The organism is Romboutsia lituseburensis DSM 797 (assembly GCF_900103615.1).
Lineage (GTDB): Bacteria > Bacillota > Clostridia > Peptostreptococcales > Peptostreptococcaceae > Romboutsia_F > Romboutsia_F lituseburensis.
The window spans coordinates 19,363-43,056 of record NZ_FNGW01000008.1 but is presented as its reverse complement, the minus strand read 5'-3'; the positions used below and the strand labels follow the sequence as shown (position 1 = coordinate 43,056).

The 23,694-nt window shown below is 28.7% G+C and carries 19 protein-coding genes and 1 riboswitch; of the genes, 2 read left to right on the top strand and 17 right to left on the bottom strand.

The features are described 5' to 3' along the window. Window positions 1-6 precede the first annotated feature (6 nt). Window positions 7-441, top strand: coding sequence for a hypothetical protein (locus tag BLP75_RS13980; RefSeq protein WP_092727160.1), 435 nt, complete (start codon window positions 7-9; stop codon window positions 439-441). 421 nt (window positions 442-862) lie between these two features. After that, window positions 863-2,065, top strand: a complete 1,203-nt coding sequence (gltS, locus tag BLP75_RS13975) for a sodium/glutamate symporter (protein WP_092727159.1) — start codon at window positions 863-865, stop codon at window positions 2,063-2,065. Window positions 2,066-2,186: 121 nt separating this feature from the next. Here gltS and BLP75_RS13970 read toward each other — a convergent pair whose 3' ends face one another. The 17 genes from BLP75_RS13970 to BLP75_RS13890 form a co-directional block, all read right to left on the bottom strand. Then, complete coding sequence (locus BLP75_RS13970) at window positions 2,187-2,417, bottom strand: phosphopantetheine-binding protein (protein ID WP_092727158.1); 231 nt, start codon at window positions 2,415-2,417, stop codon at window positions 2,187-2,189. Window positions 2,418-2,435: 18 nt separating this feature from the next. Next, window positions 2,436-3,584: a D-alanyl-lipoteichoic acid biosynthesis protein DltB gene (gene dltB / locus BLP75_RS13965; protein WP_092727157.1), complete on the bottom strand. Its 1,149-nt coding sequence runs from the start codon at window positions 3,582-3,584 to the stop codon at window positions 2,436-2,438. Further along, a complete protein-coding gene (gene dltA, locus BLP75_RS13960; RefSeq protein ID WP_092727156.1) occupies window positions 3,584-5,098 on the bottom strand; it encodes a D-alanine--poly(phosphoribitol) ligase subunit DltA in 1,515 nt (504 codons plus the stop codon). Before dltA ends, dltB begins: the two co-directional genes overlap by 1 nt. A 121-nt stretch (window positions 5,099-5,219) precedes the next feature. Continuing rightward, entirely contained in the window at window positions 5,220-6,410 is a 1,191-nt protein-coding gene (dltD, locus tag BLP75_RS13955) for a D-alanyl-lipoteichoic acid biosynthesis protein DltD (protein WP_092727155.1), read from the bottom strand. A 405-nt stretch (window positions 6,411-6,815) separates the two neighbouring features. Then, a complete protein-coding gene (locus BLP75_RS13950; RefSeq protein ID WP_092727154.1) occupies window positions 6,816-7,226 on the bottom strand; it encodes a peptide deformylase in 411 nt (136 codons plus the stop codon). A 287-nt stretch (window positions 7,227-7,513) separates the two neighbouring features. Continuing rightward, window positions 7,514-11,164: a glycosyl hydrolase family 18 protein gene (locus tag BLP75_RS13945; RefSeq protein WP_092727153.1), complete on the bottom strand. Its 3,651-nt coding sequence runs from the start codon at window positions 11,162-11,164 to the stop codon at window positions 7,514-7,516. 161 nt (window positions 11,165-11,325) lie between these two features. Further along, window positions 11,326-11,409: riboswitch (cyclic di-GMP riboswitch) on the bottom strand. A 186-nt stretch (window positions 11,410-11,595) separates the two neighbouring features. Further along, a complete protein-coding gene (locus BLP75_RS13940; protein WP_092727152.1) occupies window positions 11,596-12,297 on the bottom strand; it encodes an ABC transporter ATP-binding protein in 702 nt (233 codons plus the stop codon). Between the two features lie 4 nt (window positions 12,298-12,301). Beyond that, entirely contained in the window at window positions 12,302-13,699 is a 1,398-nt protein-coding gene (locus BLP75_RS13935; protein WP_092727151.1) for an ABC transporter permease, read from the bottom strand. A 97-nt stretch (window positions 13,700-13,796) separates the two neighbouring features. Then, window positions 13,797-14,948: a sensor histidine kinase gene (locus tag BLP75_RS13930; RefSeq protein ID WP_092727150.1), complete on the bottom strand. Its 1,152-nt coding sequence runs from the start codon at window positions 14,946-14,948 to the stop codon at window positions 13,797-13,799. Further along, on the bottom strand, window positions 14,936-15,607 hold the full coding sequence (locus tag BLP75_RS13925) for a response regulator transcription factor (RefSeq protein ID WP_092727149.1): 672 nt from the start codon (window positions 15,605-15,607) through the stop codon (window positions 14,936-14,938). The genes BLP75_RS13930 and BLP75_RS13925 overlap by 13 nt, the downstream gene beginning before the upstream one ends. 206 nt (window positions 15,608-15,813) lie before the next feature. Next, window positions 15,814-16,659 carry a MurR/RpiR family transcriptional regulator gene (locus tag BLP75_RS13920; protein ID WP_092727148.1) on the bottom strand — a complete coding sequence of 282 codons (846 nt, stop codon included), beginning with the start codon at window positions 16,657-16,659 and terminating at the stop codon, window positions 15,814-15,816. Between the two features lie 36 nt (window positions 16,660-16,695). Next, window positions 16,696-17,769 carry a DUF871 domain-containing protein gene (locus BLP75_RS13915; protein WP_092727147.1) on the bottom strand — a complete coding sequence of 358 codons (1,074 nt, stop codon included), beginning with the start codon at window positions 17,767-17,769 and terminating at the stop codon, window positions 16,696-16,698. A 106-nt stretch (window positions 17,770-17,875) separates the two neighbouring features. After that, entirely contained in the window at window positions 17,876-19,237 is a 1,362-nt protein-coding gene (locus BLP75_RS13910; RefSeq protein ID WP_092727146.1) for a PTS transporter subunit EIIC, read from the bottom strand. A 22-nt stretch (window positions 19,238-19,259) separates the two neighbouring features. After that, a complete protein-coding gene (gene murQ, locus BLP75_RS13905) occupies window positions 19,260-20,168 on the bottom strand; it encodes an N-acetylmuramic acid 6-phosphate etherase (RefSeq protein WP_092727145.1) in 909 nt (302 codons plus the stop codon). A gap of 260 nt (window positions 20,169-20,428) precedes the next feature. Continuing rightward, on the bottom strand, window positions 20,429-20,704 hold the full coding sequence (locus tag BLP75_RS13900) for a hypothetical protein (RefSeq protein ID WP_092727144.1): 276 nt from the start codon (window positions 20,702-20,704) through the stop codon (window positions 20,429-20,431). Between the two features lie 15 nt (window positions 20,705-20,719). Further along, a complete protein-coding gene (gene nhaC / locus BLP75_RS13895) occupies window positions 20,720-22,150 on the bottom strand; it encodes a Na+/H+ antiporter NhaC (protein WP_092727143.1) in 1,431 nt (476 codons plus the stop codon). A gap of 121 nt (window positions 22,151-22,271) precedes the next feature. Continuing rightward, window positions 22,272-23,441 carry a MalY/PatB family protein gene (locus tag BLP75_RS13890; RefSeq protein ID WP_092727142.1) on the bottom strand — a complete coding sequence of 390 codons (1,170 nt, stop codon included), beginning with the start codon at window positions 23,439-23,441 and terminating at the stop codon, window positions 22,272-22,274. Between the last annotated feature and the right edge of the window lie 253 nt (window positions 23,442-23,694).

The following is a 23,694-nucleotide window of genomic DNA, read 5'->3' as shown; positions in this document are numbered from 1 at the left end:
TATAAAATGGATAAAAATTTTACTAATAACAATTCTAGCAAATATGCATGGAATGATGCCATGATTTTAGATAAAGTGCAAGAGATTTTAGACTGTAATAACATAGATGATTTAGATTTTAATGAAGAAACGCTAGAAAATCTAAAAGCAAGACTAAATGAAAATATCTCTTTAGAAGAAATAAATGAGTCTGCATATTTAGTAGCTCAAAATATTGATGAATTAAAAGTTTGCCCTGATGAAGAAATAAAAGATTATATATTAAAATTGAAAAATTATTTAGATAGTACTAATGTAACATTAATTAAAGGAGAATTTAAAGGAATTGAATTTGATGTTCATAGAGATTCCTCTATAGAGGATGTGTTCAAAGAATATTATTCTAAATATGATGATATATATGGAATATCTGAAATGCTATCAGATTTAGGTTTAAAATAACTTTATATAATTGATACACTAATATTTTTAATACCTATATTATTGCTATCATTCTTAAATAAAAAAGTATCCCTTAAAAGTGATACTTTTTTTATATTTATTATTATTTTTATGGTTACCTTTTCCTAATTATAGTTATTAATCATATATCTTCACTTGCATAAAAAAATAATAATTTTGCATATATTTTTTTATTTTTTTTTAAAAAAATTTTCACTCAATTATTTTCACTAGTTAAATCAGCTCATATGTGTATTTATCCCGTCTCAAAGTTTTCTTTAATTTTCAGACAATTAACATTTTATGATTCATTTCCGTTAATTTTCATCATTATCGCCTTTACTAAAACAAATTTTTAAGTTATTATATATATTATTGAACTATAAATCGACAAATCGACAAAGAAAGGAGATTAAACATTATGGAATTAAATTTAAACATATATGAAACTATGGCATTAGTTTCAGTCATATTTTATATAGGTAAATATATAAGAAATAAATTTTCTGTATTATCAAAGTATTGTATCCCACCATCAGTTGTAGGTGGATTTATATTTGCAATGATAGTACTTGTACTTAAATTAAATAACATAGCCACAATAAATTTAGATACATCATTACAAGAATTATTCATGACAGCATTTTTTACTAGTATAGGATTTACTGCTAGTTTTAAATTATTAAAGCAAGGTGGTATTAAAGTAGTAACATTCCTTGGACTAGCTATACTTTTAGTCGTACTTCAAAATATAGTTGGTGTAAGTCTTGCATCAGTATTTAACTTAGATCCTTTACTTGGGCTTTGTACTGGCTCAATACCTATGGTTGGAGGTCATGGAACGGCAGGTTCATTTGGACCAATGATTGAAAATATGGGTATTACTGGTGCTACTACAGTTTCATTTGCATCAGCAACATTTGGATTAATTATGGGAAGTTTAATTGGTGGATTAGTAGCAAGATCATTAATAAATAATCATAAATTAAAAACTGTACATGATGAAAACTCAAGTACTCCTATAGATGAGGTTGGAGATTATAATGAAGAAAGCCACAATATATTATGTCATAAAACATTAATGACTGCAGCTGGGCTTTTATTCGTAGCTATGGGACTTGGTTCTATTATATCTGATTTTATACAAAAACTAGGATTAACATTCCCTTCATATATAGGTGCAATGTTAACAGCAGCTATTATAAGAAACATTTACGATCTTATGAATAAGAAAATTTTAGAAAAAGAAATTGAAACTTTAGGTGGATTAAGTTTATCTTTCTTTTTAACTATGGCATTAATGGGACTTAAACTTTGGGAATTATTTGATTTAGCATTACCACTTGTAATTATGTTATTTGCTCAAGTTGCTCTAGTAGGTTTATTCACTTACTTTATAACATTTAGAGTGCTTGGTCGAAACTATGAAGCTGCTGTATTTGCATCTGCTACTTGCGGTTTTGCAATGGGTGCTACTCCGAATGCTATCGCCAATATGGATGAGCTTACAAATAGATACGGATTCGCTCCTACGCCTTACTTCGTAGTTCCAATAGTTGGTTGTTTGTTTATTGACTTCTTTAACTCAACTATTATAACACTTTTCATAAACTTTATACGCTAAAATCGGAACTTGGTGTATACAAAAACCATATAAAAAATAGGTATTAGCAAATTGCTAATACCTATTTTTTATTTAAATATTATAGTTAATTTAAAAATTATATCTATAATTAAAATATTTATTATTTTCTAGTTTGTAAAAACTTAACTAAATTATTTACTGTAGCCATGTCGCTTCTTTCTAAATCTGTAGGTTGAAGTACTATCCCTAATCTATCTTCTATTTCAAGTAAAACCTCTATTATAGCTAATGAATCTAAAAGCTCTGCTTCAAATAAATCTAAGCTTAAATCCTCTTTTATTTCATCACAATCTAAAACATCTTCAAAAATTGATATAACTGCTTCTTGCATTTTAACTCCTCCTTAAATTTAAGCGTAGTGTCCTGAGAAAATTAACAATCCAAAACATGCTATATGGAATGTTACTACAATTTGCACAATCTCAAACCACTTCTCTTTTTTATGTTTTTTATAAAACTTTGATTTCTTTTGATATATATCAGTAAGTACAAGTACGCCCCCTTGATATACACCATAAGCTATATAATACCACGTTAATCCATGCCATGCACCCATTACTAACATTGTTATCATTTGGGCAACATGAGATGCTGTAGCTCTTTTTTTGAATCTTTTCTTTCTCATAGATGCTATTACAAATCTTGAGAAAATATAATCTCCAAACCATCTAGAAAGACTTATATGCCATCTTGTCCAGAATTCTTTCATGTCTTTACTTAAAAATGGTTTGTTAAAGTTATCTGGTGCTTGTATACCAAATATATAACTAGTTCCTACTGCAAATAAACTGTATCCTCCAAAGTCAAAGAATAAGTATAAGCTATAAGTATACATGTAACAAATTACACTCGTAAAGCTTGGTTTTGAAGGTATTCTTGACATTAAGAATATATTTATCATAAATGCTATTACAAATTTATATCCAATCCCCATAAATATCTTTTTAAAACCTGGAATTAAATAATCATTTATATATTCATCTCTAGGTATTTTCTTATCTAGTTCTTTTTCAAATCTTCTTGATCTATCAATAGGACCAGAGCTTAAAGTTGGGAAGAATAATATAAAGTAAAGCATTGTTGAAATTTTTACTTCCTTTATTGCTCCATCATAAATTTCAATTACCATTTGTATAGCTCTAAAGTTTAAGTATGAAATTCCTATAAACCCTATAGCTCCAAATGAAGTAAGTGGCGAAATTTTATTAATTATAATAGGAGACATTGAAGCTAGTAAAAATAGTCTATATATAAGTTTACTATCTGTTTTTTTTCTTACATATTCATACCCTTTTATCACTGCAACTTCCATTACTGTAAATGCTATTAAGAACTTAAGACTAACATTTACACCAACTATTAAAAATATCATGAATATTGTTGCTATCATTCCATAATATTTTATACTCTTTTCTCTTAACCCTAAGATTATAGCTGGAATCATAGTTAATAGTAATATATAAAGGTAAAAATAATCTCCATATTGTGAAAAAGTCATTAATTTTCCTCCATAAGTTTCTTTCTATCTATTTTCCCGTTAGTATTAGTAGGGAACTTCTCTATAGTTTTTATAGTTCTAGGTATCATATATGAAGGTATATATTTACCTAACTCTTTTTTTATCGCAATTCCAATTTTTATATCACTTAATGAACTACTTTCTTTTAACTCTACAATTCCTTTTAAGTAAGCAATTTTTTCATTTTTATAAACAGGTATAACTACTGCATTTTTTACATTTTCAACTTTTCTTAAGTTACTTTCTATATCTTCTATCTCTATTCTAAATCCATTTAATTTTATTTGGAAATCTCTTCTTCCGCAGTAATATATATTTCCATCTAATATATATCCACTATCTCCTGTTCTATAAGCTCTATGTTTAACTCCATCTATCTCATCATAGAAGAATACTTCATCAGTTTTTTCTTTATTATTGAAATAACCTTTAGATACTGAAGGTCCTATTATTATAATTTCACCTTTTTCACCTTCTGAAAGTTCTTTTCCATTTTCATCTAATATCTTTATTTTACAGTTCTCCATAGGATATCCAACTGGAAGACTTTTTTCATCATCTATCATTTCTTGTGATATATCATTTACACTAACTCCAACTGTAGCCTCTGTTGGTCCATATCCATTTACAACTCTTGTATTTGGGAATCTTTCTAATAAAGTTTTAGATAAACTCTTTGGTAAAGTTTCACCTATAAATATCATAGATTCAAGTTTTGGTAACATTTCTTGATTAAAGCTATTTTCTGTTACACAAACTCCCGCAAATGATGGAGTTGAAACCCAAACTGCCATATCTGATTTTCCAAATTGATTAAATAATTCTTTATAATCCGCTAATACTTTCTTTGATAGCGAAAATAACGTAGCTCCATGTACTAGCCCTGGATATATTGATGTAACTGAAAGGTCAAATGAGTATGCAGCTTGATTCATAACTACTTTCTCACTTCCATCAATTTTTAAATATGGACTCATCCAATCAACAAAACTATCTAAGTTGTTTGAACTTATTTGTACACCTTTTGGCTTTCCTGTACTTCCTGATGTAAATAAAATATATGCATTTTCATCTTCTTTTACCCAGTTTTCCTTAGATATTGTCTTACCTTCATACTCTTTTATTATTTCTTTAAGCTTATCTTCATTTACAACATTTAAATCTCCAAATTCAGTCTCTTCGCTAAAGTTGAAGAATACTTTTGGTTTAATTTCTTTAGTAACTTCAAACACTCTATCTATTGGAAAACTTATATCTAATGGAGCATAAGCTCTACCAGATTTTAAAGCTCCTATCATACATGCCATTATCATATTTTCTTTATTACCATATATAACTATAGGAGTATTTTCATCTCCATATATATCTTTTAAGTATAGTGCTATTGCTTCTGAATACTTGTCTAAATCTTTATACGAAAGAGATTCGTCATTGCATTTTAATGCTATTCTATCTGTATTTGAATATTTTTTTATACCTTCAATGATTTTCATATCTATTTCTCCTTATTAAAACTCATTATATATAAATGGCAATTCTTTGAATGATGTAAATGTAAATACTAATATAGCCATAATTATTATTATAGTAATACATATACTCATCATTAAATACTTATTGCTGGTTAAATTCTTTAAATAACTTCTCACAAACATCTACCCAACCTTTCGTTCCAAGATGCATTACATCTCTTAAGTAATATTTTTCAGTTTCTTTTTCTCTAAGGTCTATAACTTCAAAACCATGATCTTTGGCAAGGTTGCCTGCTTTATCATAGAATTCATGTCGTTCTTCTGTTGAAATCCCTGTCATATTATAGAACTTATCCATACCTGGTATTAATACAATTACAGGTTTTATTCCTAAATCATTACATACATCTAAAGTTAACTGGTAATCCTCAAACTCTCTTCCTTCTAGAAGGTTTACATTCTTGTCCCTACCTTCTAATTTGTGTAGGTTATCTCCAAAGTTGTATTTGTAATATCCCTTATCTATACACAACTCGTTGTTACCAACTCTCTTTTTAGCTTCCTTTATAGCTTCTTCTTCTTCTTTTCTCCAATCGATAGGTTCCCCCTTAACTGGAGCTTTTTTAGCATCTAAGCGCACTAGTTTTTTAAATAATGTACCTTTTTCTTTAAGACCTACTATATATTTTCTAAATTCAAAATAAGGCTTAAGTAGCACTTTTTCACTCTTAGCTAAAAATGTATCTGAATTATATAATTTAGCATATACAGCTTCTGATTTGTAATCTTCTGAGTCAGCTAATAATTCACTTGATCTATCAGCAAATTTAATTTTATTTTCACTTGAAATATTTGGATTATTTAAAAAGGCATAAAATTGAGTTGGTGAAAATCTAGTTTGATAATGATGAGGTGTAACTCCCCATCTATCCATAAACCACTGCATTGAAACAAATAAAGTAACCTTCTTATCTTTTATGCTTGGGTCAAAACTTCCTAAAATAGTAGCATCTTGCAAGTTTTGAGAAAATGCTCTACCTATTGTGATAGCTTCATTTTTGCTTCTATTAGTATTAAAATAGTAAGCTGGATGTTGCTTTGTTTGATGACTAAACTCTGATGATCCTAACATCATAATATCTTTATTTTTTAAAAAATGATTGTTAGCAATAATTCCCTTATCTTTTACGTCACTTAAAGCATCATTCATTATTGGCTTTAAATCTTTTTCTTTAAGCATTTGGTCAATTGAAGAATCAAGGAATTTATTTAGTCCAAATAAAAATATACCACCTACTACTAATGGCATAATTAAATAAATTGATTTTTTCATATTTAATCTCCTATAAATATTTATAATAAATTTACGTTAATATCTTAAACATAAACAATTGTATTTTAGCTAGTTGCTATAAAAACTTTATAGTGTTATTAACTTATTTTTTATCACCAATATATCGTAACAGTAAATTCTTAATATATTGTTAAGAATTTCTTAAGATTTAGAAAGAATACGTAATTATTTTTTATTTTTAAGTCACATTTTGTATTATTTTACGTATCTGTTCCATAAAAAGTAATGCTTTACTGTATTTAACATAAAAATAAGAGATAGTTACATAACTATCTCTTTCTATAACCCTCAATATAATTTTTTAATAATTCTTGTTGCTCTTTTTCATCTTCACAAATTGCTATTCTTATCACTAATTCCTCATCCCCATTAGATAAACTTTTATTAGATTATTATGCCTTCAAAATGATCTACTTCATGCTGTATAATCTGTGCAGTAAATCCTGTAAATATTTGTTTATGCTTATTAAAATTCTTATCTAAATATTCTACTTCTATTGTTTCATATCTTGTTGTTTTTCTAGAACCAATTAAAGATAAGCAATACTCTTCAGCCTCGTAAGCTTTCTCTTTTTTTAGTATAACTGGATTTATCATAGGAATTATCATATTACCTATACTAAATACTAATATACGTTTTTTTACTCCTATCATATTAGCTGCTAGCCCTACACAATGTTCTAAATTTGCCTTTAGCGTATCGATTAAATCATTAACAACTTCTATATCATCCTTTGTCGCTAATTCTGATTTTTGTTCTAAAAATAATACATCTTTTACAATTTCTTTTATCATTATAATTCCAACCTTCCTAATTTATTTACATTTCAAGTTACTATATATTTTAAATTTTATCAAAGTATCATCTTTAAGTACAGTAAGTACATTATTGATACATGAATTCCACTATTACTAAAGTACATGAATTCAGATAAGCATTATAAGTCTGGTAAAACTACGCTACCTTAAACTAAACTTAAAAACATATAAAAACCTCTCTTAAATATATACTTATTGTATACTTCAAAAGAGGCTTTTTATTTAATCCCATGCTATGGGTTATCTTTAAATTTTGCTAAAATTTAACCTATTAATTGCCATGAATCATCGCTTCCTGGTACTGTATTTGTCCACCATTTAGCTTTGTATGACTTTCCTTCATACTTAACAGTTTCTCCACCTGTAAATATCATTCCTGGTTCATAATTAATACTTCCATCTTCATTTGGCTTTACTATTTTTTCCCATGCTTGTGATTTATCTGGAGCTTCTCCTTGTGTCCACCACTTAGCTTTATATTCTTGACCTTTATAAGTTACCAATTCTCCGCCATAGTATATTTTAGTAGAATCATAAGTATCACCTTCTACTGATACTGATTCTACAGTTATAGTTCTCTTTGCAGTTGTTGTTAATCCTTTACTATCTGTTACTGAATATGTTAGCTCATACTTTCCAGCTTTACTTGTATCTGCTTTTCCTGATACTTTTATCTTATCAGTTAAGTTTCCATCTTCTTTATCAGTTGCAGTTACTCCTGATAATGCATCGAATATTTCTCCAACTTTTATAGTTTTATTAGCTATTCCAGAAAATACTGGTGCTTTATTTTCTTCTGGATCTGGAGTTGTTGTTTCTTTTCCAAATTGTTTCATTAAATTAGTATGTTCATAAGCATTATTTATTCCTTGGTTATCTTGTGCCTTTGAATCCCTATTTATAGACCACATAGAAACCATTCCTATTTCTTTTTCTATAGCATGATCTACGATTATCTTAGTGTCCTCAGTATCAAATATAGGATGAGCTGATCCTTCAAATCCTACAGATGGAGTCATTCCTACTTTTCTGTAAGCCTGTTCATCTGTTAATTCCCTATTTGCATACTTCTTAAAGTATTCTTTAACTTGCTTCATTGTGTTGTCTACAGCCTGTACTGAACCCACTGCATAATCAGGTACAGATGCTCCGTAGCACATTGTCATTATGTTTACAACTTCAACATCTACCCCTTGAGAAAGATACGCTTCTAATACATCTAATTGTACTGATGTTAATCCACTTGGCATTACTGCTAATGTTAATACTATATCTACACCAGTTTCATCTTGTACTTTCTTTATAGCTTTTGCATTTGCTATATTGTGTTGCTTATTAGTTGCTCCACCTTCTATATCTAAATCAATTCTTGTTAATCCGTATCCTTGTACTATCTCTTTATACGTGTTATATAATGTATTAACATCTTGAGTTACTTCCCATGGCGCAACTCCGTTTAATCCACCTAAAGATATAGTTACATCTCCACCAATTTCTCTTATATCTTTTATAGATTTCTTTATCCCTTGGTATTGAGTGTTATCTGCATGTCTTTCACTTAGAACTTCATGTCCACCCCATCCCCAATTTACTTTACCATTTGATACTCCACCCGTTGATTGAATAAATCCTAAGTTGAAGAACTTAACCCCTGTATCTTGAGATATTTTCTTTAAATTTAATGCTCCATTGTTTGAGAAGTCTCCATTGTTCCATGCAGTCATATCAGCAAATGGTGCATTTACTTGAGATGGCCACTGTATACCTTGACCAACACCGAAATCAGAATCTTCTTGTGGTGGTGTTACTACTGCTTCCTCTACCGTTATAGTTCTATTAGCTACTGTTTCTAATCCTTTGCTATCTGATACTTTGTATGTTAACTCATACTTTCCTACTTTTGTTGTATCTACATTTCCTGATACTTTTATCTTAGATGTTAAATCTCCATCTTCCTTATCAGTTGCAGTTACTCCTGCTAATTCATTAAAACTATCTCCAACTTTTATTGTCTTATTAGATATACCTTTTAGTACTGGTACTTGATTTACTTCTGGACCTTTTTCACCAAATATTGTTTGTCTTGCTATCTCTGGACTATTATCAGACATTCTTTGAACTATATCTATGCTTTCTATTTTAGCATCTCCACTTAATTTGAATGTATAAGTTTGTCCCTGCTCTATATTTTTGCCTTCCCATACAGATTTTAGATCAACAACTGTGTACCCATTTTCATATGTTACAGTTCCTGACATATGGTCTCCTCTGTTTAAAGGCTTATCTGTCTTTATGTATAATTTAGGAGCTTTTATAGTTTCAGCACCTTTTTCAACTTCTTTAAGTACTGCATCACTTTCTTCTGCTCTTTCGTTGTTCTTTATAGTTATTTCGTATCCTTTTCTATCTGCTCCCCACTCTTGTTCATAAGTATTTACTGTAGCAGCTATATCCAAATCTGAGTAAACTATTTCGTGATCTGACAACTCAGAATCTCCGAATAGTCCTTTTTTCATAGTTTTTGTTAATTCATCTCTCTTAGTTGATCCATTAGTTGGCTTATCTTGAGATGACATCCACCCAATCATTCCTCCTAAGTTATTTTCATTAACATATTTAGCCTTTTCTTCTACTGATTTTACATTATCGTATGTAAAGAATTTACCTGTTGACTCATCATAAAGGTATGGGGCTTTAGCTGTATCATCCCAATATTCTTTTAATCCTGGGTATTGAGCTTTTAGCTTATCTAAACCTCTATATGTCCAACATCCTGCAGCACGTCCACTGTCTCCATTTGTTAATGGTGCTTCATTTGGTGCTCCATATGATGGAGTTTGGTCTGCATCTTTTCCTGTTTTTTGTGCTGGTTGATGTAACCCTGGTAACTTTGCATCATCACCTTTAGCTACTTTATCCCATCCTCTTGTATAAAATGCTGCACCTATTACTATCTTTTCAGGCTCTGCACCTTGCTCTATTAAATAATCAACAGACTCATCTATTGATAAATTATCTTCTGATTCATTGTTTATCGGATCGTTAGGATTCGGATATAAAGCGGTTTGATGTCCACTTTTATCGTCCCATGCTCCTCTTAAGTCATAAGTCATTATATTTGCAAAGTCAACTATTTCAAATAATCTATCTATATCTATTTTTTCTTGCTTTTTCTTTGGAGCAGGTAATGCTACTGTTAATTCATAATCTTTTCCATTTTCTACTCCTTTAGCATCTAATGCTTCTCTTAATTCTTCAAGTAATATTGTATAGTTTTCCTTATCTTGCGGAGTAGAATGTGGAGTTCCTTCATCATTTTTATTATCCACTAAATCGCCTTGTCTAACTTCACCTGGGAATTCCCAATCTAAATCTACAAAATCCATGTTAGTATATTCAACAAACTTTATTATATTCTTTATAAAATTTGCTCTAGCTTGTGGATTAGCTGCCATTGGAGAGAAATCTCCTGATTTAGACCATCCACCTACTGATATACCTAGCTTTAAGTTTGGATTTTTAGCTCTTAATTCTTGTAATGCATTTAATATACCTGCATTCGGAGCTCCCCATTGTACACCTGCTTGCCCTACTGGTGCTCCTACTGCTGCATCTTTATCTGTAAATATTAAATTTCCTTGTGCATCAAAATCCATAAATGCAAAGTTTAAATGAGTTAACTCTTCAGCTGGGATATCTTTTGGATAGAAATTTCCTTGACCTCCCCATATTGACCAATCTCCATAATACATTACATTACGTTTTTGAGTGTTTGATTTTACTACTTTTATCTCATTTTCATTCGCACTTACTGTTAATACTCCTGCTAAAGGTGTACCTGTGCTTATTAACATACTTCCTATTATTGCAATTGCTACTGATTTCTTTGTCCTTTTTAATCTTTTAATATGCATACTTCTTTCCTCCTAAATGATTTTTATGCCCCTTAGGAAATACAATCACTCCCTAATTTTTTAGTAAAAAACGCCACTCAAAAGAAGTATCTTTTTTAAACACCAAAATAAACATACCAAAATAAGATATGCTTAATGTGATACAAAAAGTATATTTACCCTTTGGCAACTGGCTGGCATAATTTATAATCTTAGCCCCTATAGCTTTGCGTCATTAGATTTCTCTAATTTTGCCTATATTCTAATTTTTTCCAATTTACACTATAATTTTATAATACTTTGTATATACAAGTCAATATATATGTATACATATTTTTCAATATTCCTTTAAGTAATTTTATAAAAATAAGAAAAGGATATTGTTACAAAACAATATCCTTTTCTTATTTTTCATGATACTCTAACCTCTCACATTTGTTCTCTTAGTTTATTTAACTTTCTTCATCAGCATCAAGTTTTGTATTTTGATCTTTTATAAATAACAATTTACCAGATTTTAATCCCCAGATTTCATCTAAGTATGTGCATACTTTCTTTGAATGAGTTACAATAATAACACATTTATTATGATCATGAGCTAATGATAATAATATTTCCATTATTTTTTCTTCTGTTTCATTATCTAGGTTTCCTGTTGGCTCATCTGCAATTATTATATCTGGATTATGGGCAAGTGCTCTAGCTATACCTACTCTCTGTTGTTCCCCCCCTGATAAATTTAAAATTTTTCTATTTGCTTTTTCAGCGTCAATGCCTACATTTTGCAATAAATCATACACATATTCATCCTTATTCTTTTTATTAATATTACTTATATTCATGGATAATAATATATTTTCTTTAGCAGTAGCATTTAATAATAAATTATATCCTTGAAATATAACCCCTATATCTTTTGCTCTATAAAAATCTCGATCTATATTTTTTAAACTCTTGTTATTATGTAAAACTTCTCCACTTTTGCATGTATCCAGGCCTGATATTAAAGATAGTAAAGTACTTTTTCCGGCTCCTGATTTTCCTATTATTCCATATACTTTCCCTTTTTCAAAACTTACATTTATATCATTAAAAACATCTCTATTTGCTCCTTCATATCTATAACTTACATCTTTTAAACTTAATAAGCTCATATTATTAATTCCTTTCTGTTAGTATTCTTCTTGGTTCATATCTGTTTATATATAAAATTCCTATACCAGCAGATACTACACCAAGTAATAGTGCTATTAATGTAATGCTTAAAATAGATTCCACACTTAAAAATACATCTAATTTTTCTAATGCTGGTGCTGTAGTACTTGCCCCAGCGAAACCAACAGTCATACTAACTGATTCTGCTTGTCTTTGAGCATCTATTTGTCCTTGTAGGAGCATATTTGAAACAGGTTGTGCTGATATACTACCAATAGTTAATCCTATACTTAATGAGATGGCTATCATAGATAACGTCTCAAAAATTAATCCTAATGCAACTTTACCTTTCTTCATACCCATAGCTCTTAAAACACCTATTTCATATTTTCTTTCACGAATAGCCAATATAGATATTAAAACTAATACACTACCACCAAAACCTAATACTAAAGTCATAAATATTTTTGAAACCCCTTTTAACCCTTCTACAGGTTTGACAATACTGTTATAACTACTTGCATCTACAGATAAATCAAATAGTTCACTTAATCCCATTTTATGTGCTTCCTTATTAAAATCTTCTGCTAAATCTGGATCTTTTAAATAATATTTAGCATCCATAGCAACTAAATCTTGGCTAGATTTTTTGTCATACAATTTTAAAGTATCGTATGTTGTAATAATTTCATTACTTCTATTTAACATATGGTGCTTAATTCCATAGTTATTAGATTTTGCACTGTCATAATATATCCCTGATATAGATAAATCTAGTGAATCAAAATTCTCTGGATCTTGAGGATTTTTAATTTTTATCTTATCCCCTACTTTTAGATTATTTAGTTTTGCAAACTCTTCACTTACTATAGCTTCGTTATTTTTTTTAGGCATTTTTCCTTCTGTGATTTTTCTTGTTCCATTTTCAAACTCTTTATTTCCTTCATTATTAAGTCCACCCAAAACATTTAAGTTTGGGCTTTTTTTAAGATTTGATTGACCACCAATAGATATAACATTGCTCATATCTACATCACCACTGCCATCTGGTTGGTCTATTGCTTTTATATCTTCACTGTATCCACTGAATGTTAAGCTAAATATAGTTTTTTTAACATACTTAGACTTAGCGATTTTTTCTTTTATATCATTGGATACTCCCTTATTTACCTCTTCAAATTTACCTTCATTTATTTTTTCTTGTGTCTTTTCCATATTGGGTTGAATAAAAACTTCAGCCCCAAACCTATCTTTATAATCCTTTATTATCTCGTTAGATGTAGTATTAATAATAATAGATATTGCGGTGCACGAAAGTATTGCGGTCATAATAATTCCTAATAGTATATTTCGACCTTTATTCCTTGACAAGTTTTTTAATGCGTTTTTAAAAATATACATACAAATTCTCCTATTCTTTAGATTTTACTATAAGCAAATTATAATAAATCTACTGTTAACTCAAAGTTAACATCATCTATAAAATAAAAAGTAAATATTATTCTTTAAACTCTGAAAAAGATAAATAAAAACAAGACCCTTTATTTATTTCACTATCTACTACTACAATTCCATTACATAAATCACACACATGTGATACTAAGCTTAACCCTATTCCATATCCATCTTTCTTTAAATCATTAATTCTATATTTATTATTAAATATAGAATCTATAAAATTTTTATCCATACCCATTCCATTATCTTCTACCTTAATAATTACACTGTTATATTTACTTCTCACAGACACTACTATTTTTTTGTTTTCACCATACTTTACTGCATTATCCACTAAATTACTTACTGCACGATATATCCATCTCTCTTTTGCTAAAATAGTTGTATTAGACTCTTCATCAAAATCAAATTCAATATTTTTATATGTTTTTTTATACATATCGCAAATACTTGCACATATTAAGGAAACATCTACTTTAACCATTTCTTCATCAGATTTTAAATCACTTAAAGTTAATATATCGTCTATACTATCAGCAATATTATCTAATAATTTAATATATTTTTTATTACCATCTATTTCTAAATTAGTTCTTAATATAGCAATAGCATTTTTTTGTTCATGAGATAAATAAGAATTTAATTTTTTATAGTCCTCTAAATTTTGTTTGAATTTTCCTTTTATATTTTCATAAGCTATTCCAAAGGTTTTGCTTACTGAGTATGGATCAAAATCATCATCAATATCATTTAAATTATTCACTATATTTTCAATTTCTTTATCATGAACTTTATTTAGTACTAACCATAATATCAAAGATGCAAGTATAAAAATAAAGAAAAATATTAATATTATACTTAATATATCTTCAAATCCGGTCTGTAAATAAACCTTTCCGATTTCATCTACATCTACAACTAATTTTGAGTCTAACGCTTGGGACCTTATACTAGTTGTATTTGATTCTTTTATATCCAAGTGGTTGCCTTCATATAGAGCTTTATATAAAAAGTCATATTTTTGTGGCACAGCATTGTTAACAATTATAGCTTTAGCATTTGTTATATTTGTTTTATTTTCTACATTATTAAAAGAACCTTTTATTATATATAGTCCAATACCTAATGCAAGCGATAATATTAACGAATATATTATTATAATTAGTCCACTTTTAAAGTTTACTCTACGCATAAAAAGTATCCTTTCCCTCTAATATTAATTAAAATCTCTTCTCCCTGTACATTTCTTAGCTTATTTTTTAATCTTGATATATGTACCCTTAGTACTGATGAAAATGGATCAAAATTTTCATCATATACATGTTCTACAATTTCCTCGCTAGAAACAACGGCTGGATGTTTATAGCATATGTACTCTAATATATCAAACTCCTTTATTGCAAGGACTACTTCTTTATCATCTATATATACAGTACGATTTATAGGATTAAGTTTTAATTTTCCAATATTTATAATTGGATTTGTTCGTCCATGAAATCGTCTTATTACTGCATGAATTCTAGCTCTAACTTCTAATAATTGAAATGGTTTAGTTATATAATCATCTGCTCCATTATCTAATCCTATAGCTAAGTCGGATACATCGTCTCTTGCTGTTATTATAATTATTGGGATATTTACTGATCTTTTTCGTAAACACTTTAGAACTTCAATTCCATCGATATCTGGAAGATTTAAATCTAAAAGTATAACATCATATTCATTGACACTTGCTTTTTCTTCACCATCTTCACCTGTATTAGAAACATCTACTTTAAAATTCATATTTTCTAATCCTTTTTTCATTGAATTAGCTAATTCTATATTATCTTCTATAACTAATAATCTCATTTTGCTTCTCCTTATAAATCAGTACTTCTAAATTTTTAAATCATTGTATTTTATCATATTTAATGTTTATCCAATGTTAATGACTTATATAATATAAATAATAAAAAAACATATTGATATATCAATATGTTTTTCATTAGATTAAATAATAAGTACAATTTTCAAAAATCATTCTCACTATTATATATTTAAATTTATAATCTAAATTATTTTTTTAAATCTTTTACTGCATTTCTCGTTAATATAAGTTTTTGCTCTACTTCTTCAAGATTATTTTTTGCCATACCTATAAATAGCATATCTATTATAGCTAATTGAGATATTCTTGAACTCATAGCACCTTCTCTTAATGATTTTTCAACAAAAGGAACTTTAAGAGTTATATCTGATAAATTTTCTAGCTCATTATTAATACTTGCTTTAGTTATAGATATTACAGGTATATTGTTTTTATTAGCATTCTCGACACATTTTATAACTTCATTTGTACTTCCTGAATAAGATATAGCTACAGCTACATCCCCTTCTTCCATAAGTACCGATGATGTTATTTGAAGATGAGTGTCAGAATGTATTATACATCTTTTGTTTATTCTGCTTAACTTATAGTAGAAATCAAGTCCTACTAATCCTGATACCCCTACACTATAAATGTATATATTTTTAGCATTTAATAATAATTCAATTGCTTTTTCTAAGTCTTTTTCATTAACTAATTTTACAGTTTTATTCATAACATTATCTATAGAATCTTTTACTCCATAAATAACGTCTTTAGTTTTCAGTTCTTTATCTAAATATTTAAAACTACTACTTTTTTCTTGTTTATTAGAGCTTATAGTTAATCCTAATTTCATTTCATTTAAGCTCGAAAACCCTAGTTTTTTTGAAAATCTTACAACAGTAGCCGCAGAGGTACTAGTTAATTCTCCTATTTCTTTTGCTGACATATTTATTATGCTTTCATCATTACAAAGAAAATATTCAGCTATAAGCTTTTCTCTATCTGTAAAATCACTATAATTTTGTTTTATATATTCTAATACATTCATTTTATCACTTCCCAAACAATCTATAATCAAATATGATTAAATCTTATTAAAGCAAAACTTTTTGCCTTCAACTATATATTTTAATAGATAAAAGTCTTCTTGTAAAACAGATGCTACTACATTTGTTCTTTCATCTTTTTGTTGGTTTGTTAATAATATTTGAAGCTCCCCCATATATCTTAAATATCCTTCATTATCAATAGTTACATCCCCATATTTTTTATCTACAGTATTATAACTTTTTATTTTATTATTTTCCAAAAGTAGCCTACTTTCACTTGCCCTTATAGCATCTCGTGCAGAATCGGTTCTTGATGAATATTTATTTTCTAATAATTTTGTACAAATATCATCATCTGTTTTTAAATTTATTCTAAGCTCTACACAGTCTTTATCTAAAGATGAAAGATCTATTAATTCTTGTTTACTTGGTAAAGAATCCCCTATAAATACGCAATCATTTCCTATTGCAAATAAATGATTAGAAGCTTTTTTCACATCTATATTTCTATGATCTTCTAATGTAGGCAATCCATCTTTCATTGGGCTTCTTTTTCTATTATTTGATTGTACAAAAGCACACACTTTGATACCACGTTCTTTAAGTATCTCATTTTTTCTTACCATGCATTCTTCTGATATACCAGTTTCAACTCTAGGATAAAAATTATGCAATGCATCTATATTTTCATAGTTTGGCGAAAACTCATCTAACGTTTCAAAAAATTCTTTTGTAATTGTAGATGCATTTAATTGTATTTTTATTCCATGTTCATTTTTACTCATTATAGATATTTCTTCTTCAGTGTATCCAAAATCTATTCTTATTGTTTTTACACCCATATTTTTCAAACCTTTTAAATCCATATTTTCCAAGTCTAAAAATTTAAAAGTGTTAGGTGATATGTCACTTATTATATCCATATTATACTCTTTAGCTAATGCAAAAAACTCTCTTACTTCTACTTTTAACACCTCATAATTAGCTTCTGGTATATGAAGTGATGTAAATATTCTTGTAAATCCTAATTTGTGTGCGTCTTTTAATAAATTTATATTTTCTTCCTTTGTGTTATCTAATCCAAAATATACTGAAAATCCATAGCTCATTTTATTATCCTCCATAGCATTATTAGTTTTTAATATATATATAAAGTTAACTGTACATAAAAAGGCTATCTCAAAATCATTTAAGATAGCCTATAGTTTTTATAATTTAATCTACTGGATCATCAAATCCTATTAATTCAGTAAATAAATATCCTGCCGCATAAGATGCTAACACACCTGCTAAGAATACTAACATCTTTCCATCAGCTATTAACAATGCAAGTGGCAATCCTGATACACCCATTGCTACTGCTCCAACTTTGAAAAATGCCATTACAGCTCCACCTACACCAGCTCCTAAACAAGCTGCCACGAAAGGTTTTCCTAAAGGTAATGTTACTCCATATATTAAAGGTTCTCCTATACCTAAGAAACCTGGTACTAATCCATTTTTAGCTGTTTTCTTTAATCTTTCATTCTTTGTTTTTCTATATACTGCTATTGTTGCACCAACTTGTGCCATACCTGCTGTTGCAAGTATTGGAAGTAATACAGTATATCCTACATTAGCTATTAAATCTGCATGTATTGGTGTTAATGCTTGGTGCATACCTGTCATAACTAATGGTAAGAATAATGCCCCTGATATTGTTCCTGATATTACAGATACTATCATGTTATCAGATGCTACAGTTTGTGCTACTATTACACCTATTGAGTCAGATATAAATCCACCTACTGGTTGAAGTATAAGTAATGCTACTAATGCTGATATAGTTAATGTTAAAAGCGGTGTTACAAACAAATCTAGTACATCTGGTACAACTTTTCTAAGTGATTTTTCAATAAAGCAAGCAAGTAGTACAACTAATATAACTGATATTATACCACCTCTACCAGGTGTTAATTCGTTGCCAAATAAAACAATACCAGAAAGTGCTTGTGATGATAATATTCCACCTAAAACTCCACCCATCATTGGCATTTGAGAACCAAATTCTTTAGCTGCATTTACCCCAACTAATACAGGTAGTATTGCAAATACTCCATTTCCTATTAAACCAATAATTTGTGCTGCTGTTGTTAACTTATATGCATCTCCAAAGTATACTCCAGCTATATTATTTACTGCAAGGACTAAACCACAAGAAACAAATAGTGGTATTAACGGTATAAATATTGAACCTAATTTTTTTAGTGCATTTTTTACCTTTGTATCATTTTTAGCGTTTAATCTTTCTTTTGTCGCTTTTATAGCTTCATCACCTAAAGCTATGCTATTTCCTAATAAAGCTTTTACTTCTGTAGTTACTTTATTTACTTTACCAGGTCCATATATAACTTGAAGTTGACCTTCTGCCTGTACTACACCTAAAACAGATTCTGCTTTTTTTAGTTCATCTACCTTTACTTTTGAGTAATCTTTAAGTTCCAATCTGCAACGAGTCATACAGTTTTGTGCAGAGATTATGTTTTCTTTCCCTCCAACTAATTCTATTAGCTTTTGAGCAATTTGCTTATCTGACATTTTTAATCACCCCTACATAATATTAGTTTTTATCACTTAATGCATTTGCAATGTATCCATCATGCTTTTCTAACTTTTCTTTTGCATCATCTTTATTTAAATTTGATAAAATCATAAATATTGCTAACTTAACATCTGAGTTTGTTTCTTTTAAATATTTATCTGCCTCTTCTATATTTACTCCAGTTGCTTCAGAAACTATTTTTTTAGCTCTTTCAACTAACTTTTCATTTGTTGATTGAACATCTACCATTAGATTTCCATAAACTTTACCAAGTTTTATCATAGTTCCAGTTGATAACATATTTAAAACTAACTTTTGAGCTGTTCCTGATTTTAATCTTGTTGAACCTGTTACAACTTCAGCTCCAACTACTGGAGATATTGCTATATTAGCTTCTTTGGCTACACTCGAATTTGCATTACATGTTATAGAAACTGTTAGTGCCCCTATTTCATTAGCATATTCTAAACCACCTATAACATATGGTGTTCTACCCGATGCAGCTAGACCTACTACTGTATCATTTTCATTTAAGCCTTTTGATTTTAAATCTTCTACTGCTAATTCTTTAGAGTCTTCAGCTCCTTCTTTAGCTCTAAATATTGCTTCTTGCCCACCAGCTATTATACCTTGAACTAATTCTTCTGATACTCCATAAGTTGGGGGACATTCTGATGCATCTAATATTCCAAGTCTTCCTGAAGTCCCTGCTCCTATATAAATTAATCTTCCACCTTTTTTAATTCTTAAAACTATTTCATCTATTGCCTTTGCTATATGAGGAATCTCCTGCTCTACTGCCTCTGCTACTTTTTTATCTTCATCATTCATTTTCTTTACCATTTCTATCGTAGAAACTCTATCTATATCTAATGTGTTTTGGTTTCTACTTTCTGTTGTCAAACTTCCTAAATTTAATCTATCCATGTTATTCCTCCAAAACTTTCTATTTTTAGAATACGTTTTCTTTTTATGTTTTTATAATACCATGTTTAAAATTTTATTTCAATATATTTTTATTTTAAAGAAATATCATTTCATTTAAATTTAAACTTATATCAAAATAGTATTTGTTTTGATTTTATTTTATGACCTTTTAGATAAAATAAAAAATCACCCTGACAGCTATCAGGGTGATTTTAATATTGATTTAATATATTGTGAAACCTAGCTACAAATCATATAGATTATTGTTTATTTTTTATACTAACTATTTTTATGATTACTAAACTTAAAATTATAAAAGCTATACTTCTAATCCATGTTTTTAGTTCAAAATTATAAAATAATAAATTAATTCCTGAAGCTGCAATTAAGGCATAACTAATGGAAAGTGATACCGCATTTTCAATTTTTTTCTTAGATAAAATCATTTGTATACTTAGGATAAACATCCTTATACCTACAAATGCCATAAGTACACCTATAATATCTTGAATTACATAGTAATAATGAAATTCCATATATTCGCTCCTTTATTATATAGCATCTTCTGGTTGTTCAATCATATCAAATTCTTCATCTGTATAGGTTGTCATTGTAAATCCAGTCACACCGTATATAAATGTTACTACTGGAGTTATCCAACTTAAGAAGCAATATGGTATAAACTCAAATGGACTAACACCTAGTGTCTGACTACAGAATATTGCATTAGAATTCCAAGGTATTAATGGTGCTCCAAGTGTTGCTGTATCTTGTATTATTCTAGACAAATTTTCTGGTTTTAACTTAAATTGTTTATATAATGGAGACATTATAGTACCTACAAATACAGAAGTAAACATCATAGAAGAACTAAATGCATTCGCAAGATAACTAGCTACAAATGTAGTTCCAATTAATTTAGTTCTAGATTTTCCTATTTTACTTAGCATAGGCTCTAGTAATACTTCTAAGAACCCAGTCTTTTGTAATATACCTGCTATTACAAATACTACGAATACTAAAAGTACAGTTTCTGCCATACTCATTATACCACCACGATTTAATAATTGATCTGTGTAAGTAAGACCTGTTTCTATAGAAAAACCATTAAGCATATAATCTAATAATTTATCAACACCAGCTCCTTCTTGAACAAATGCTATTACTGCGCCTACTACTGCAGAAGCTAATATAGAAACTATAGATGGTTTTTGTAATAATAATAATATAAATAAGAATATTATTGGAATCACAGCTACAAATCCTATATTAAAATTAGCTTTTAGTACTTCCATTACTTGATTTATTTGATTATAATCTATTGTATTATTAGCATATTTGAATCCCATAACTGTATATAAAATAACACAAATTATATAAGCTGGCGTTGTTGATAAAGTCATATGTTTTATATGAGTTATAACATCTGTCTTACAAACTGCCGCTGATAAATTTGTAGAATCTGAAAGTGGTGAAATCTTATCACCAAAGAATGCACCAGATATTATTGCACCTGCTGTTAATCCAGCTGGAACTCCCATACTAGTACCTATACTCATTAAAGCTATACCAGAAGTTCCCAAAGTACCCCAAGAAGTTCCTGTAGCTATAGAAGTTAAAGAACATACTATTAATGTTGTAACTAAAAAATACTTAGGAGTTATTATTGTAAGTCCACTATAAACTATTGTAGGAATTGTACCTGCTGCTATCCATGCAGCAATCAATACTCCAACAGAAAGTACTATTAAATTAGATTGAAAAGCTCCCTTTCCTACCTCAAATCCTAGATCTTCAATTTCACTATTTGTATAACCTAGTTTCATTGCTGCTGGAACTACTATCAACCATGATAACAAAAACATTACTGTTATTGATGCCTTAAATACAACCATACCAACTGTAGTTAAAGATATAATTGCAATCATTACTAAAGCTGCAAACTTAAATGTAGGTTTTCTTTTTTCTATATTTATACTCATTTCAAATTTCCATCCTTTTTTGATTTTTTATTCAAATCCCCAGATAACGTTATCATTTTAAGCAAATATAAAATCTCTATATCAAGACTAGCCTAATGATAATTAAGCTAGCCCATATTAATTATCTCATTATAGCTTTCTTTATTCTATTTAATCCCTCTTCAACCATCGATCTTGGACAGGCAAGATTTATTCTTTGATATCCTTTTCCACCAATACCAAAAGAATCACCATTATTTAAAGCTACTTTTCCTTTTTCAACTAATGCTTTAGCTACTTCCTCATCACTTAATCCAGTCTCACTAAAGTCTACCCATAATAAATAAGTTCCTTCTGGTTTTCTAACTTTAAGAGATGGTATATTTTCTTTTATATAATTTATAGTAAAATCTATATTTCCTTCTAAGTATTCAAGATACTCTTCTAACCATTCTTCACCTTCGTTATAAGCTGCTTGAGTAGCAACTAAACTAAATGCATTATTTCTTCTTATATCTAATCTTATAAAAGCATCATCTAATATTTTGTAGTGATTTTCATTTGGTAATATAACTTGAGACATTTGAAGCCCTGCTATATTAAATGTTTTTGTTGGCGCCATACAAGTTATACTATTTTGTGCAAACTCTTCACTTATTGAAGCAAATGGAGTATGCTTGTGATTTTTAAGTATTATGTCACTATGTATTTCATCTGATATTACTAATACATTATGTTTCATACATATGTCACCTAATTTTATTAACTCTTCCTTAGTCCACACTCTACCTACTGGATTGTGTGGGTTACAAAGTATAAACATTTTTACATCTTTAATTTTCGATTCTATATCTTCATAATCCATTACATAATTTCCATCTTCTAATTTAACTAATGGGCTTATTACAAGATCTCGTTTATTTTGTTTCACAACACTATTAAACGGGCTGTAAACAGGCTCTTGTATCATTATTTTATCGTTTTCTTTAGTCATTTCTTTTATTAATATACTTATAGTTGGAATTACACCTGGGCTAAATATTAACCACTCTGGTTTAATCTCCCATCCATATCTTCTCTTAGTCCAATTAGCAATCGACTCATTGTAAGATGCTGGTCTAGTTGTATATCCATAAATCCCTTGTTCTAATCTATTTCTAAGTGCATTTATTATGCATGGTGCTGTCTCAAAATCCATATCTGCTACCCACATTGGTAAAAGGTCATTCGTACCATATTTTTTATCCATTTCTGACCACTTAGCTGAAAAATTATTAGTTCTGTCAATTACAGCATCAAAGTTATAACGCATAATTACTATACCTCCAATATTTTTTTAATTTACTGTTATATATAGCAATATCCGTGCCAAGTTTTATTTTTATTTTTTATATTCCCTTTAAAGTGTTGAAATTTTAACAAATTTATATATATTTTAATTTTTATCATTATAATTGTATTTTGCTAAATATTTTGACTTATTAGTTTTTATTATAAAAATAACCAGCAAATTAAAAAACAGGTTTAATAGGTATACAATTCACCCAGTTAAACCTGTTTTTATC

Coding starts and splice junctions, on each gene's coding strand:
- BLP75_RS13925 (WP_092727149.1), bottom strand. CDS start 15,607: ATGAGATTATTAGTTATAGAAGATAATATAGAATTAGCTAATTCAATG.
- BLP75_RS13935 (WP_092727151.1), bottom strand. CDS start 13,699: ATGTATATTTTTAAAAACGCATTAAAAAACTTGTCAAGGAATAAAGGT.
- BLP75_RS13920 (WP_092727148.1), bottom strand. CDS start 16,659: ATGAATGTATTAGAATATATAAAACAAAATTATAGTGATTTTACAGAT.
- gltS (WP_092727159.1), top strand. CDS start 863: ATGGAATTAAATTTAAACATATATGAAACTATGGCATTAGTTTCAGTC.
- BLP75_RS13915 (WP_092727147.1), bottom strand. CDS start 17,769: ATGAGCTATGGATTTTCAGTATATTTTGGATTAGATAACACAAAGGAA.
- BLP75_RS13950 (WP_092727154.1), bottom strand. CDS start 7,226: ATGATAAAAGAAATTGTAAAAGATGTATTATTTTTAGAACAAAAATCA.
- BLP75_RS13940 (WP_092727152.1), bottom strand. CDS start 12,297: ATGAGCTTATTAAGTTTAAAAGATGTAAGTTATAGATATGAAGGAGCA.
- BLP75_RS13970 (WP_092727158.1), bottom strand. CDS start 2,417: ATGCAAGAAGCAGTTATATCAATTTTTGAAGATGTTTTAGATTGTGAT.
- murQ (WP_092727145.1), bottom strand. CDS start 20,168: ATGGATAGATTAAATTTAGGAAGTTTGACAACAGAAAGTAGAAACCAA.
- dltD (WP_092727155.1), bottom strand. CDS start 6,410: ATGAAAAAATCAATTTATTTAATTATGCCATTAGTAGTAGGTGGTATA.
- dltB (WP_092727157.1), bottom strand. CDS start 3,584: ATGACTTTTTCACAATATGGAGATTATTTTTACCTTTATATATTACTA.
- BLP75_RS13900 (WP_092727144.1), bottom strand. CDS start 20,704: ATGGAATTTCATTATTACTATGTAATTCAAGATATTATAGGTGTACTT.
- BLP75_RS13890 (WP_092727142.1), bottom strand. CDS start 23,441: ATGCGTTATAACTTTGATGCTGTAATTGACAGAACTAATAATTTTTCA.
- BLP75_RS13930 (WP_092727150.1), bottom strand. CDS start 14,948: ATGCGTAGAGTAAACTTTAAAAGTGGACTAATTATAATAATATATTCG.
- dltA (WP_092727156.1), bottom strand. CDS start 5,098: ATGAAAATCATTGAAGGTATAAAAAAATATTCAAATACAGATAGAATA.
- BLP75_RS13945 (WP_092727153.1), bottom strand. CDS start 11,164: ATGCATATTAAAAGATTAAAAAGGACAAAGAAATCAGTAGCAATTGCA.
- BLP75_RS13980 (WP_092727160.1), top strand. CDS start 7: ATGGATAAAAATTTTACTAATAACAATTCTAGCAAATATGCATGGAAT.
- nhaC (WP_092727143.1), bottom strand. CDS start 22,150: ATGAGTATAAATATAGAAAAAAGAAAACCTACATTTAAGTTTGCAGCT.
- BLP75_RS13910 (WP_092727146.1), bottom strand. CDS start 19,237: ATGTCAGATAAGCAAATTGCTCAAAAGCTAATAGAATTAGTTGGAGGG.